The organism is Rhodoferax sp. (assembly GCF_012927445.1).
Taxonomy (GTDB): Bacteria; Pseudomonadota; Gammaproteobacteria; order Burkholderiales; family Burkholderiaceae_C; genus Rhodoferax.
In genome coordinates this window covers 560,685-574,731 of sequence record NZ_JABBPD010000008.1, presented here as the reverse complement: position 1 = coordinate 574,731, position 14,047 = coordinate 560,685, and the positions used below count along the sequence as shown (strand labels likewise).

The window sequence follows — 14,047 nt, the reverse complement described above, 5'->3', positions numbered from 1 at the left end:
AGTTATCCGCAAGTTAAAAACATCTAAAAAACTGGAGTTAATCATGGGAAGAATCATCGGCATCGATCTGGGTACCACCAACAGTTGCGTGGCCATCATGGAGGGCAACACGCCCAAGGTCATCGAAAACTCTGAAGGTGCGCGCACCACGCCGTCCATCATTGCTTACCAGGAAGATGGCGAAGTGCTGGTCGGTGCATCGGCCAAACGCCAGGCCGTGACCAATCCCAGAAATACACTCTACGCGGTCAAGCGCCTGATTGGGCGCAAGTTTGCTGAAAAAGAAGTGCAAAAAGACATCGATCTGATGCCTTACAAAATTGCGGCCGCTGACAATGGCGACGCATGGGTCGAAGTTCGCGGCAACCGGATGGCCCCCCAGCAGGTCAGCGCCGACGTGCTGCGCAAGATGAAGAAAACAGCCGAAGACTATCTCGGCGAAGAAGTGACCGAAGCCGTCATCACCGTGCCGGCCTACTTCAACGACGCACAACGCCAAGCCACCAAAGATGCCGGCCGCATTGCGGGCCTGGATGTCAAGCGCATCATCAATGAACCCACTGCTGCGGCCCTGGCCTACGGTCTGGACAAAAATGAAAAGGGCGACCGCAAGATTGCCGTTTATGACTTGGGTGGCGGCACGTTTGACGTGTCCATCATCGAAATCGCCGACGTCGATGGCGAAAAGCAGTTTGAAGTGCTCTCCACCAACGGCGACACCTTCTTGGGTGGCGAAGATTTCGACCAGCGCATCATCGACTTCATCATTGGTGAGTTCAAGAAAGAGCAAGGCGTTGATCTGGGCAAAGACGTGCTGGCCCTGCAGCGCCTGAAAGAAGCCGCTGAAAAGGCCAAGATTGAACTGTCCAGCAGCTCACAGACTGACATCAACCTGCCCTACGTGACCGCTGATGCCTCAGGTCCCAAGCATTTGAGCATCAAGCTCACCCGGGCCAAGCTTGAGTCCCTGGTGGAAGAGTTGATTGAACGCACCATTGCGCCTTGCCGCACCGCGATCAAGGATGCCGGCGTGAACGTGGCCGATATTCATGACGTGATTCTGGTCGGCGGCATGACCCGCATGCCCAAGGTGCAAGAAAAGGTCAAGGAATTGTTTGGCAAGGAACCCCGCAAGGACGTGAACCCGGACGAAGCCGTGGCCGTGGGCGCCGCGATTCAAGGTCAGGTGTTGTCGGGTGAGCGCAAAGACGTGTTGCTGCTCGACGTGACACCGTTGAGTCTGGGCATTGAAACCATGGGTGGTGTCATGACCAAGATGATCACCAAGAACACGACCATCCCGACCAAGTTTGCACAAACGTTCTCGACGGCCGAAGACAACCAGCCCGCTGTGACCATCAAGGTGTTCCAGGGTGAGCGTGAAATCGCCGCTGGCAACAAGATGCTGGGCGAGTTCAATCTGGAAGGTATTCCTCCTTCATCACGCGGCACGCCTCAAATTGAAGTGTCGTTTGACATCGACGCCAATGGCATCTTGCACGTCGGCGCCAAAGACAAAGGCACCGGCAAAGAAAACAAAATCACCATCAAAGCGAATACCGGTTTGAGTGAAGCAGAGATTCAGCAAATGGTGAAAGACGCTGAACTCAACGCCGCTGACGACAAGAAAAAAGTTGAGTTGGTGCAGGTCAAGAACCAGGCCGATGCCAGCGTGCACAGTGTCAAGAAGAGCTTGACCGAATACGGTGACAAGCTCGATGCCGGCGAAAAGGAAAACATTGAAGCCGCGATCAAGGATCTTGAAGAAGCCCTTAAAGGCGACGACAAGGCTGCGATTGAAGAGAAAAGCACCGCTTTGATGACCGTCAGGCAAAAGCTGGGCGAAAAGATGTACGCCGACATGCAAGCCAAGCAAGCAGCCGAAGCGGCACCCGGTGGCGACGCTGGTGCAGCGGGCGCGCAGGGCGCATCAACACACGCAGACGACGACAACATCGTCGACGCCGAAGTGAAAGAAGTCAAAAAGGGTTAAGCACTTGCGCTGAACACTGTTAATACGCGCCGCGTTGAACATCCCATATGTTCAACGCGGCGTTTGTATTGAAACCGGGTACTGAAAGAACATGGCTAAAAGAGACTACTACGAAGTTTTAGGCGTTCCCAAAAACGCTTCTGACGAAGAAATCAAAAAGGCATATCGCAAACACGCGATGAAGCATCACCCTGACCGCAATCAGGGTGATGCCTCCAAAGCAGCCGAAGAAAAATTCAAAGAGTCCAAGGAAGCCTACGAAATGCTTTCGGACCCGCAAAAACGCGCGGCCTACGACCAGCATGGCCATGCGGGCGTCGACCCCAATATGCGTGGCCCGGGTGCTCCAGGCGGTGAAGGTTATGGCGGCTTTGCTGAAGCTTTCGGCGATATTTTTGGCGATATGTTTGGCCAGCAGCGCGGGCGTCCGGGCGGCGGACGACAGGTGTTCCGTGGCAGCGACCTGAGCTATGCCATGGAAATAACACTGGAAGAAGCGGCGCGGGGCAAGGATGCCCAGATTCGCATTCCCAGTTGGGACGTGTGCGACATTTGCCACGGCAGTGGCGCCAAACCCGGCACCCAAGCCAAGACCTGCGCCACTTGCACGGGCTCGGGCTCGGTGCAGATGCGCCAGGGCTTTTTCAGTGTGCAGCAAACTTGTCCCACCTGCCGAGGCACCGGCAAGGTGATTCCTGAGCCTTGTACGGCCTGCCACGGGCAAGGCAAGCTCAAGAAACAGAAAACACTGGAAGTCAAAATTCCGGCGGGCATTGACGGCGGCATGCGCATTCGCAGCGCGGGTAACGGCGAACCGGGCACCAATGGCGGCCCGGCCGGTGATCTGTACATCGAAATCCGCCTGAAAAAGCACGATATTTTCGAGCGCGATGGCGATGACATTCATTGCTCGGTGCCCATCAGCATCGTCACGGCCTCGTTGGGCGGTGAAATTGATGTGCCCACACTGGCCGGCAAAGCCGCGATTGATATTCCCGAAGGCACGCAAACCGGCAAGCAATTCCGGCTGCGTGGCAAAGGTATCAAGGGCGTGCGCGCCAGCTATCCGGGCGACCTGTACTGCCATATTTCAGTGGAGACGCCCGTCAAGCTGAGCGAACACCAGCGCAAACTGCTGCGCGAACTGGATGAATCCTTGAAAAAGGGTGGCAGCAAGCATTCGCCAACCGGGGACAGCTGGACCAACCGCTTGAAAAGTTTTTTCAGTTGACGTCTGTCATGTAACGCCAGAATAACTGGCGCCCAAAGAATGCCGCGAAAGATTTAAATATCTACGCGGCATTTTTTTGTGCATAGTGAGGCGACGGCATCAATCAACAGAGGCGACTTAAATGAGTGTCAACATTACATTTCTGGGCGGTACAGGCACAGTAACCGGCTCCAAATACCTGGTGCGCCACGGCGATGAAAGTTTAATGGTGGACTGTGGCTTGTTTCAGGGCTACAAGCTGCTGCGTCTGCGCAACTGGACGCCCTTGCCGATAGACGCAGATCAAGTGAGCGCCGTACTCCTGACCCATGCGCATCTGGACCACAGCGGTTATTTACCACTGTTGGCAAAACAAGGTTTTTCGCGCCATGTGTATGCCACCAGCGGTACGCGTGACCTGTGCCGCATCCTGCTGCCCGACAGCGGTCACATTCAGGAAGAAGATGCAGAGTTTGCCAACCGCCATGGCTTCTCCAAACACGCCCCCGCCCTGCCCTTATACACCCGGCAGGATGCGCTGGATTGCCTGCCTTTGCTGAAGACCATTGAGTTCGGCAAGACATTTCAGCCCATTCCCGGCTGGCGGGCCACCTTTACGCCGGCCGGCCACATTCTGGGAGCGGCCAGTGTTCTGCTGGAAGTCGCCGGACGACGCATTCTGTTCTCGGGTGATCTGGGTCGGCCCGATGACCTGATCATGAATCCCCCGGCCAGTGCCCCGGCGGCCGACACCGTATTGATCGAGTCCACCTACGGCGACCGCACGCACCCCACGGAAGATGTGATTGCTGAGTTGGGTCCGGTCTTGCAAAAACTTGCCAAGCGGGGTGGCGTGGCAGTCATTCCCGTGTTTGCCGTGGGCCGGGCACAGGCCCTGCTGCACGCCATTCACCAACTCAAGTTGCGGGGCGACCTCCCCAGTTCACTGCCTGTTTTTCTTGACAGTCCGATGGCGGTGAACACGACCCACTTGTTTGAACACCATCAGGGCGAACACCGACTCAGCAGCAAAGAGGCGCTCGCCTTGACGCACGCGGCCACCATGGTGAGCAGCACCGATGAATCACGGGCCCTGGCCAGCCGGCATGGACCGATGGTAATTTTGTCGGCCAGCGGCATGGCCACCGGTGGGCGTGTGCTGCATCACCTCGCCCTCTACGCGGGTAACCACCGCAACATGATCATCCTGACCGGCTTCCAGGTCCCCGGCACGCGCGGCGCCACGCTGGCCAGTGGTGGCAAATCCGTGCGTATTCATGGGCGTGATGTACCGGTGAAGGCGGAAGTCGTGCAGTTGCAGTCGGCTTCCGCCCATGCCGATGCCAACCAGATTTTGGCGTGGCTGCGCACCATGCCCGAGGCGCCCAACCAGGTCTATGTGGTGCACGGTGAACTGGGGCCCTCCGACGAACTGCGCAAGCGCATCAAGCATGAACTGGGCTGGCGCGCCATCGTGCCAGAACATGGGTCGACCTGGCCCACCTGAATGAGTTAGCTCGGCCGCAAAAACTCAGCGCTCAGAAGCGCCTGCGCAGTGCATACTGGCAACAGCACCGTCCGCACGCGCCACATGACCAGCGGATTCACACTAAAATTAGCACTTATGAATCTGTCCCCTGATTCAGCCTCTCCGCCATCTGGCGCTCACCCGCAACGGCCGCAGTTTGTCTATGTCAAGATTCCGGTCGTCAAAGATGCGGCGGATCCGTTCCACTGGCGCGAAGATGAAATTGATCAAGTGCTCAGCGACAAAGGCATCGGTTCCGTGATCGGCTGGGGCAGTTCTTTGGGTACGGTGTTGCAGGATTGGTCCCGCGAGATTGCATTCACCCGAATCGACATCAATGTGACGGATCTCACCATGGCAAGAGCACTACTGCAAACCACGCTGCCCGCGCTTGAGGCCCCCAGCGGCACCGAGATCCACTACACCATCGAACAGCAGAATCTGGAAGATATTTTGACCCCCTCCGGTTGGTTGCTGGCGCAACCTGTTTTTGGCTCACGCCACGGCCTCGGAATCAAGCTGCGATGACTGAATTTCTGACCGCTGCGTTTTACAAGTTTGTCGAACTGCCTGATTTTGCCGAGCTCAAAGCGCCACTGCTCGCCTGCTGCGAAGCCAACGATGTCAAAGGCATCATCCTGCTGGCGACCGAAGGTATCAACAGCACGATAGCCGGACCGGCGGCCGGCGTGCAGGCGGTACTGGCCTATTTGCGACGTGATCCGCGCCTGGCCGATCTGCAGCACAAAGAAGCCTGGTCCGCCAAATCACCGTTCTACCGGATGAAGGTGCGGCTCAAGCGGGAGATCGTCACCATGGGCGTGCCCGGCATCAGCCCGAGCCAGATGGCGGGCACCTATGTCAAACCGGAAGACTGGAACGCGCTGATCAGCGATCCCGATGTGGTGGTGATCGATACGCGCAACGACTACGAGGTCGGCATTGGCACTTTCACGGGGGCGCTTGACCCTGACATCAAGAGCTTTGCCAAGCTGCCGGAATGGGTACAACAAGCATCCGCGCTGCACCCGGCTTCGGGAAAAAAGCCGAAGGTGGCGATGTTTTGTACCGGCGGCATCCGCTGCGAAAAATCAACGGCTTTTATGCGGAGTCAAGGCTTTGACGAGGTGTACCACCTGGAAGGCGGCATCCTCAAATATCTGGAGACGGTGCCCGAAGCGCAGAGTCTCTGGCAAGGCCAATGTTTTGTGTTTGACGAGCGCGTGTCGGTCGGTCACGGCTTGGTGCCTGGGCAGCACGGCCTGTGCCGGGCCTGCCGCCAACCGCTGGATGATGCCGACCTCGCATCGTCGCTGTTTGAGGCCGGCGTGAGCTGCCCCAAATGCCACGCTACGACCCGCGAAACCCAGAAGAACAGCGCCCGCGAACGCCAGCGCCAGTGGGAACGGGCCAAGGCCAAGGGCGAGCCAGCCCCGATTGGCGCGCGCTTGCCGCACCCGAAGCTGTCGTAGGTCCGGTGGCACATCCTCATGGTCATATCCGACCTGGTCCGACGCTATCGGCATGACGTCAACGCCCTACCCAGTCTTGTATTCCTTTCGCCGCTGTCCTTACGCCATGCGGGCGCGCTTGGCACTGGCCGCCAGCGGACAGGTCTGCGAGCTGCGGGAAGTGGTGCTCGGCCACAAACCGGCGGCGTTGCTGGACGCATCCGCCAAAGGCACGGTGCCGGTGCTGATTGAAAGCAGTGGCCAGGTCATCGAGGAAAGCCTCGACATCATGCTGTGGGCTTTGCGCCGCCATGATCCCCATCAGTGGCTGTTGGCCAATGGTGTTCCGCTGCAACAGATGCTGCAATTGGTAGCGCAATGCGATGGTGAATTCAAGTTTCATCTGGACCGCTACAAATACCCGTCTCGCCATGCGGTGCCGGAGGACGCCCTCGGCCACCGGGTGCACGGCGGGGTCTTTTTAGCCGATCTCAACGCGCGATTGTCTGTTCACCTGCATTTGATGGGTGAATCGGAGAGCCTGGCTGACATGGCCATCGCGCCTTTTGTGCGCCAGTTTGCGCATACTGACCCGGTCTGGTTTGCCCGTCAGCCGTGGCGCGCGCTGCAATCTTGGCTAAGCAAATTTGAAAACTCGCCGATCTACCAGCAGGTCATGGACAAACATGCCCCGTGGCAACCCAACCAGCCCGCGGTGCTGTTCCCGGCTCCGCTTTAACGCCAGTTCTACCGCTCCTATTTAAATAGCGCCTTGCGCATATTTAACGGGGGCTACAGCCTGATCAGGCATAAGTTCTCGCCAGCAGTCGTTGCCGCGCACTGGCGTACTCGCGCTTGAGCTGGGCCACATAGTCGGCAGTACTCTGAATCTTGTTGATGGCACCAATGCCTTGACCACAGCCCCAGATGTCTTTCCATGCTTTGGACTTGTCGCCGCCAAAGTTCATCTTGCTGGGGTCGCTTTCCGGCAAGTGCTCGGGGTCCATGCCCGCGTTGCGGATGCTGGGCGCCAGGTAGTTGCCGTGGATGCCGGTGAAGAGGTTGCTGTAGACGATATCGTCTGAATCGGAATCCACAATCGCCTGCTTGTAAGCATCGGCCGCACGCGCTTCTTCCGTGGCGATAAAGGCCGAGCCAATATAGGCAAAGTCAGCGCCCATGGCTTGCGCGGCCAGCACGGCGTCGCCGGTGGAAATGGCGCCGCTCAAGACCAGCGGCCCATCAAACCACTGGCGAATTTCCTGGATCAAGGCAAACGGACTCTTCACCCCGGCGTGGCCCCCGGCCCCGGCGGCAACGGCGATCAGGCCGTCCGCGCCTTTTTCGATGGCCTTGTGGGCATGCTTGTTGTTGATGATGTCATGCAGCACGACACCGCCATACGAGTGGGCGGCGGCGTTGATGTCTTCACGCGCCCCCAAGCTGGTGATGATGATCGGCACCTTGTACTTGACGCACATCGCCATGTCGTGCTCCAGCCGGTCGTTGCTCTTGTGCACGATCTGGTTGATGGCAAAGGGGGCAGCGGGCTTGTCCGGGTTGGCCTTGTTATAAGCCGCCAACGCCTCGGTGATTTCAATCAGCCACTCTTCCAGTTGCTCCGCCGGACGTGCATTGAGCGCGGGCATAGAGCCCACCACGCCGGCGATGCACTGGGCAATCACCAACTTGGGGTTGCTGATGATGAACAGCGGTGAGCCGATCACCGGAAAAGGCAAATGATTCAGGGGCGCAGGCAGCTTGGACATGGAGTCTCCGATAAGTATCGAATTTTATTGATTAAATAGCCTCTGGCCCTTGTCAAACGGGCGACAGAAGCTATCAAATATATAGCAAACCAGCAGATGCTTAGAACGCGTCGAGGGCCAGCGCCGTCACGCTGTCGGCACCTTCCACAATGGCATCCCGAATGCCCGGCGCCTTGGTCAACAGGTGGTCGGCATAAAAGCGCGTGGTGGTGATCTTGGCTTGCATGAAGCCCGTATCCACACCTTGCGCCAACTGCTCCTGCGCCACCAGCAGGCCACGGGCCAACTGCCAGCCGGCCATCAAATTGCCGGCCAGCATCAGGTAAGGCACGCTACCGGAAAAGACCGCGTTGGGGCTGGTCTTGGTGTTGCTTGCCACGAAGTTCACCACATCGACGAACGCTTCGCGCGCAGCTTTCAGCCGCTTGGCAACGGCCAGGGCATCGGCGCTGCCGCTCTTGATCAACAAGGCTTCGGTGGTTTCAATCAGCACGGCCAGGGACTTGGCCATCTGTCCGCCATCACGCGCTGTCTTGCGGCCCACCAGGTCATTGGCCTGGATGGCGGTGGTGCCTTCGTAGATGGTGAGAATCTTGGCGTCGCGGTAATACTGCGCCGCACCGGTTTCTTCGATGAAGCCCATGCCGCCATGCACCTGCACGCCCAGCGAGGTCACTTCCAGGCTCATCTCGGTGCTGTAGCCCTTGATCAGCGGCACCAGGAATTCATAGAACGCCAGGCTTTGCTTGCGAACATCCGCGTCAGCATGGTGGTGTGACGTGTCATAGGCGGCGGCCGCCACGGTGGCCATCGCGCGGCAACCCTCGACATAAGCCCGCATGGTCATGAGCATGCGTTTGACATCCGGGTGGTGAATGATGGCCGCACTGGTGGGGAAAGAGCCGTCGACCGGGCGGCTTTGCACGCGGTCCTTGGCGAAGGACACCGCTTTTTGGTAGGCTCGCTCGGCAATGGCAATGCCCTGCACACCAACGCCAAAGCGGGCGGCATTCATCATGATGAACATGTATTCCAAGCCGCGATTTTCCTGGCCCACCAGGTAACCGATGGCGCCACCATGGTCGCCAAACTGCAGCACGGCGGTCGGGCTGGCCTTGATGCCCATCTTGTGCTCGATGCTGACGCAATGCACGTCGTTGCGGTCGCCCAGTGAACCGTCTTTGTTCACCATGAATTTGGGCACCACGAACAAGCTGATGCCCTTGACACCTTCCGGTGCGCCACTGACGCGGGCCAGCACCAGATGGACGATGTTTTCGGCCATATCGTGCTCACCCCAGGTGATGAAAATCTTGGTGCCGAACACCTTGTAGCTGCCATCCGCTTGCGGCTCGGCCCGGCTGCGCACCGCGGCCAGATCGCTACCGGCCTGCGGCTCGGTCAGGTTCATGGTGCCGGTCCACTTGCCGCTCACCAGATTTTCGAGGTAAGTGGCCTTCAATTCGTCGGAACCAGCGGTCAACAGCGCTTCAATGGCGCCGTCGGTCAGCAGCGGGCACAGGGCAAAACTCATGTTGGCCGAGTTCTGCATTTCGCCGCAGGCGGCGCCAATGGTCTTGGGCAAGCCCTGGCCACCAAAATCGACCGGGTGTTGCAGGCCTTGCCAGCCACCTTGGGCAAACTGATGGAAGGCTTCCTTGAAACCCGGGGTGGCGGTCACCACGCCATCGCGCCAGCTGGAAGGATTTTTGTCACCTTCCCAGTTCAGCGGGCTCAACACACCTTCCGTAAATTTCGCGGCTTCTTCCAACACGGCTTGTGCGGTCTCAAAGCCAGCGTCTTCAAAACCGGGCAGCTGAGCGATCTGCTCAATATCAGCCAGATGTTTGATATTGAAAAGCATGTCTTTGAGGGGGGCAACGTAGCTCATGTCGAGTCTCCGGATAGGTAAGGAAAAGTGCGCACAGTGATTGGCGCGAAAAAAAAGGGCATCGCACGCGATGCCCTTTAGCTCTCTGTTTTACAGTGCAGCAACCAGTTCGGGCACGGCCACGAACAGGTCAGCTTCCAGGCCGTAGTCGGCCACAGAGAAGATCGGCGCTTCGGGATCTTTGTTGATCGCCACGATCACCTTGGAGTCCTTCATGCCGGCCAAGTGCTGGATCGCACCGCTGATGCCGCATGCCACATACAACTGGGGCGCGACGATCTTGCCGGTCTGGCCCACTTGCCAGTCATTCGGGGCGTAACCGGCGTCCACCGCTGCGCGGGAAGCGCCCATGGCCGCCCCCAGCTTGTCGGCCAGCGGGGTCATGACTTCCATGAACTTATCGTGCGAACCGAGCGCACGGCCACCGCTGACGATGATCTTGGCGGCGGTCAGTTCGGGGCGGTCGTTCTTGGCGATTTCGCTGCCGACAAAGACCGCTTTATCGCTGGCCGCGACTGCGTTCAATGCTTCCACGGCAGCCGAACCACCCGTGGCAGGAGCCGCGTCAAAGCCGGTGGTGCGCACCGTGATGACTTTGATGGCGTCCAGACTCTGGACGATGGCAATGGCGTTACCGGCATAGATCGGGCGCTCGAAGGTGTCCGGGCTGTCGACCTTGGTCACGTCAGAAATCTGCGCAACATCCAGCTTGGCCGCGACGCGCGGGGCAATGTTTTTGCCCGAAGCCGTAGCCGGAAACAGGATGTGGCTGTAGCTGGAAGCGATGGCCAGAATCTGTGCCGTCACGTTTTCGGCCAAGCCATGGGCGAAGGCGTCGCTGTCGGCGTGCAAGACCTTGGTCACGCCGGCAATCTGCGCGGCAGCTGCCGCGGCAGCTGCCGCGTTGGCACCGGCTACCAGGATGTGCACGTCACCGCCGCAGGCCAGGGCCGCCGTCACGGTGTTGAGGGTGGCGACCTTGAGGGACGCGTTGTCGTGTTCAGCAATTACAAGAGCTGTCATTTAGATCACCTTGGCTTCGTTCTTGAGTTTGTCAACCAGCGTGGCCACATCGGGCACCATGATGCCGGCGCTGCGTTTCGGTGGTTCGCTGACCTTCAGGGTCTTGATGCGTGGCGTGACGTCAACACCCAAGTCTTCAGGCTTGAAAATCTCCAGCTGTTTTTTCTTGGCCTTCATGATGTTGGGCAGCGTCACATAACGCGGCTCATTGAGGCGCAAGTCAGCGGTGATGACGGCGGGCAGGCTGATGGAGAGGGTCTCCAGTCCACCGTCGACTTCACGCGTGACGGACGCTTTGCCGTCCGCCACTTCAACTTTGCTGGCAAAGGTGGCTTGCGGCATGTCCGCCAGGGCGGCCAGCATTTGGCCGGTCTGGTTGCAGTCATCGTCGATGGCCTGTTTGCCCAGAATCACTAGGCCAGGTTGCTCTTTGTCAACCAGCGCCTTGAGCAGTTTGGCAACCGCCAGCGGCTGCAGCTCTTCCGAGGTTTCCACAAGAATGGCGCGGTCGGCACCAATCGCCATCGCGGTGCGCAAGGTTTCCTGGCATTGTGTAACGCCGCAGGAGACAGCGATGATCTCGGTCACCACGCCTTTTTCCTTCAGACGGACGGCTTCTTCAATAGCAATCTCGTCAAAGGGGTTCATGCTCATTTTGACGTTGGCGATATCTACACCCGTGTTGTCCGACTTGACGCGGACCTTTACGTTGTAGTCCACCACGCGCTTGACTGCGACCAGGACTTTCATTGCTTCAACTCCAGATAGTTATGAATACGGCGATTGACTTGTATTTTTTGTCAGATTGATTGACGTGTACGTCAACTCATTCATTCTATGCCGAGTCATTCGTCAGCTTGGTCGTCCACACGACAATCAGGCAATAAAACAAAAAATAGTACGATCGTGCTATTTAAAATTATAGCCTCAAGAGCACCAGGTACTTTTACCCGCGGCTTTCCGGCGCCAGCGTATGGATGACACGTTGTGGGAATGGAATTTCGATCTGATTCTCACGCAGCGACCTGAGAATATCCAGGTTGATCAACGATTTGAGGTTGTCACTGCCATTTTCGGGGTCGGCAATCCAGAACCCGACCTTGAACTCCAGTCCATCGGCACCGAAGGAGAAGAGGTTCACGGTGGGTTCGGGGATGCGCATAACGCGGGGCTGGTTCAGGGCTGCCTGTTTCAGCAGGCGCATCACCAGATCCACATCGCTGTCATAGGCGACCGAGACCACCGTAGACTGCCAGACCTGCGCATCGGCCAGCGACAGGTTTTCGACACGGGTGGTGATCAACAGTTCATTCGGCACGATCGACTCACGCCCACTCAGTGAGCGAATCACGGTGTAACGCGCGTTGATTTGGGTAATGCAGCCCTCAAAATTATCAACCCGGACGCTGTCGCCAATGCGCATGCTGCGTTCAGCCAGGATCACAAATCCACTCACGTAATTGGCCGCTAGCTTTTGCAAGCCAAAACCGACGCCCACCCCGATGGCGCCACCCAGCACCGACAGCGCAGACAAATTGATCCCCACCGCCGACAGCGTCAAAAACAGGCCGACAAACACCAGCAAAGCGCGCGTGGCGTTGCTCACCGCCTTGCGCAAAGACAACTCACCACCCTTGGCATTGCGCAACAGGCGGGCCTCAATGGCCGATGAAATCCACAGGGTAAAGATCAGCACGGCACTCGCCGTCAAGCCCCCTTCCAGCATGGTGCGAACCGACAATGCGGTGCCGCCCACCTTCCAGGTGATCTGATCGAGTTCTTCCAGTACCGCCGGCATCAGCCCACTGACCCACAACACCATCGCCAGCCACGCCACCCAGGAAATGGTGCGCTCCAGCAGACGAACCAGCGGCGTGTCATTTAAAGCCGTCTGCAACACCTTGACACCCAGACGAATGACCAGGAGAGAGATCAGGACGGGGATCGCCACTTTGAACACCCCCAACGGAACCCAGCGCAACACCACCGCCTGGGCCAGATAGGCCAGGCACAGCAACAACAGCGGAAACAACACGCCGTCCACGATGCGCTTCCCAAACATGATGGACGATCTGCTGCGTGTTCCCATGACCTGGCAGACCAGCGAGGCAACCGCCCAGGCCGCGATGACGCACAAAGCCAGCGCCCCCAGTTCGATCAAGGCGGAAGGCCGGGTCAGTGCCGCAATCCAGCCGTCAAAGTCGGTAATACGGGGATCAAACATCCGCCAGCACCCGGATATGCGCCTCCACACTGCGCGCCAGTGCACTTAAGCTGTAGCCACCTTCCAGGCAAGAAACGATGCGTCCCTTGGCGTGGCGGCGTGCCACATCCTTGATACGCAGGGTGATCCAGGCGTAGTCGTTTTCGACCAAGCCCATCTGGCCCATGTCGTCTTCGCGGTGCGCGTCAAACCCGGCACTGATGAAAATCATCTCGGGTTCGAAAGCCTCCAGACGAGGTATCCAGGCGCTCTCAATCAGCTCCCGCACGTCCATGCCCTTGGTGTAGGCCGGTACCGGTAAATTGACCAGGTTGCTGGCACTGGAGTGGACGTAATCCAGCGGATAAAACGGATGCTGGTAAAAGCTCACCATCAAAATGCGCTGGTCGCCGGCCACAATGTCTTCGGTGCCGTTACCGTGGTGCACATCAAAGTCCACGATCGCTACCCGCTTCAAGCCGTGGCGTTCCAGCGCGTACTTGGCGGCAATCGCCACGTTGTTGAAAAAGCAGAAGCCCATGGCCTTGTCGCGGCAAGCATGATGGCCCGGCGGGCGAACGGCACAAAAAGCGTTCTCCAGCTCGCCCGCAATCACGGCGTCGGTGGCGGCCAGCGCGGCACCCGCAGCGCGCAGGGCGGCGTCCCAGGTGTAGACATTGATGGAGGTGTCCGGGTCGACTTGGGCATGGGCTGGGCCACCGGCCTCAATTTCTTCCTTGAGGCCATCGCTCAGACCCCGCAGCGAAGCCACATGCATGCGGCCATGCGCCAACTCGATGTCGCTCAAAGGCGCAATCGGCGCCTCGCGCCGGTCCAGCGCATCGCCCACACCGGTGATCAAAAGACGGTCTTCGATGGCATCAAGCCGTTCGGGACATTCGGGGTGCCCCGCGCCCATTTCATGCTTCCAGCAATCGCGGTGGGTAAAGTATCCAGTCATGGTCATAGTGCTCGTCCG

12 protein-coding genes are annotated in these 14,047 nt (G+C 58.5%); 6 read left to right on the top strand and 6 right to left on the bottom strand.

What is annotated here, in order from left to right; genetic code table 11:
• Positions 1-43 precede the first annotated feature (43 nt).
• From dnaK to HHJ17_RS18160, 6 genes are all read left to right on the top strand, one after another.
• Positions 44-1,993, top strand: a complete 1,950-nt coding sequence (gene dnaK, locus HHJ17_RS18185) for a molecular chaperone DnaK (protein ID WP_296506772.1) — start codon at positions 44-46, stop codon at positions 1,991-1,993.
• 91 nt (positions 1,994-2,084) lie between these two features.
• On the top strand, positions 2,085-3,224 hold the full coding sequence (dnaJ, locus tag HHJ17_RS18180) for a molecular chaperone DnaJ (protein WP_296506770.1): 1,140 nt from the start codon (positions 2,085-2,087) through the stop codon (positions 3,222-3,224).
• A gap of 121 nt (positions 3,225-3,345) precedes the next feature.
• Positions 3,346-4,710 (top strand): MBL fold metallo-hydrolase, encoded by a 1,365-nt coding sequence (locus tag HHJ17_RS18175; protein ID WP_296506769.1) that lies wholly within the window; start codon positions 3,346-3,348, stop codon positions 4,708-4,710.
• Positions 4,711-4,827: 117 nt separating this feature from the next.
• Positions 4,828-5,259: a hypothetical protein gene (locus tag HHJ17_RS18170; RefSeq protein WP_296506767.1), complete on the top strand. Its 432-nt coding sequence runs from the start codon at positions 4,828-4,830 to the stop codon at positions 5,257-5,259.
• Positions 5,256-6,203: a rhodanese-related sulfurtransferase gene (locus HHJ17_RS18165; RefSeq protein ID WP_296501939.1), complete on the top strand. Its 948-nt coding sequence runs from the start codon at positions 5,256-5,258 to the stop codon at positions 6,201-6,203. Before HHJ17_RS18170 ends, HHJ17_RS18165 begins: the two co-directional genes overlap by 4 nt.
• A 52-nt stretch (positions 6,204-6,255) precedes the next feature.
• Positions 6,256-6,921, top strand: coding sequence for a glutathione S-transferase (locus HHJ17_RS18160; RefSeq protein WP_296506766.1), 666 nt, complete (start codon positions 6,256-6,258; stop codon positions 6,919-6,921).
• A gap of 64 nt (positions 6,922-6,985) precedes the next feature.
• Here HHJ17_RS18160 and HHJ17_RS18155 read toward each other — a convergent pair whose 3' ends face one another.
• The 6 genes from HHJ17_RS18155 to HHJ17_RS18130 form a co-directional block, all read right to left on the bottom strand.
• Positions 6,986-7,951: a nitronate monooxygenase family protein gene (locus HHJ17_RS18155; protein WP_296506764.1), complete on the bottom strand. Its 966-nt coding sequence runs from the start codon at positions 7,949-7,951 to the stop codon at positions 6,986-6,988.
• 100 nt (positions 7,952-8,051) lie between these two features.
• The gene (locus tag HHJ17_RS18150) at positions 8,052-9,842 is read right to left on the bottom strand and encodes an acyl-CoA dehydrogenase (protein WP_296501936.1); all 1,791 of its coding nucleotides are present in this window, start codon (positions 9,840-9,842) and stop codon (positions 8,052-8,054) included.
• A gap of 90 nt (positions 9,843-9,932) precedes the next feature.
• The gene (locus tag HHJ17_RS18145; RefSeq protein ID WP_296506762.1) at positions 9,933-10,865 is read right to left on the bottom strand and encodes an electron transfer flavoprotein subunit alpha/FixB family protein; all 933 of its coding nucleotides are present in this window, start codon (positions 10,863-10,865) and stop codon (positions 9,933-9,935) included.
• Positions 10,866-11,615, bottom strand: coding sequence for an electron transfer flavoprotein subunit beta/FixA family protein (locus HHJ17_RS18140; protein WP_296501934.1), 750 nt, complete (start codon positions 11,613-11,615; stop codon positions 10,866-10,868). It lies immediately after the preceding gene.
• Between the two features lie 196 nt (positions 11,616-11,811).
• Positions 11,812-13,089: a mechanosensitive ion channel domain-containing protein gene (locus HHJ17_RS18135; RefSeq protein WP_296506761.1), complete on the bottom strand. Its 1,278-nt coding sequence runs from the start codon at positions 13,087-13,089 to the stop codon at positions 11,812-11,814.
• Complete coding sequence (locus HHJ17_RS18130; protein ID WP_296501932.1) at positions 13,082-14,035, bottom strand: histone deacetylase family protein; 954 nt, start codon at positions 14,033-14,035, stop codon at positions 13,082-13,084. Before HHJ17_RS18130 ends, HHJ17_RS18135 begins: the two co-directional genes overlap by 8 nt.
• Positions 14,036-14,047 lie beyond the last annotated feature (12 nt).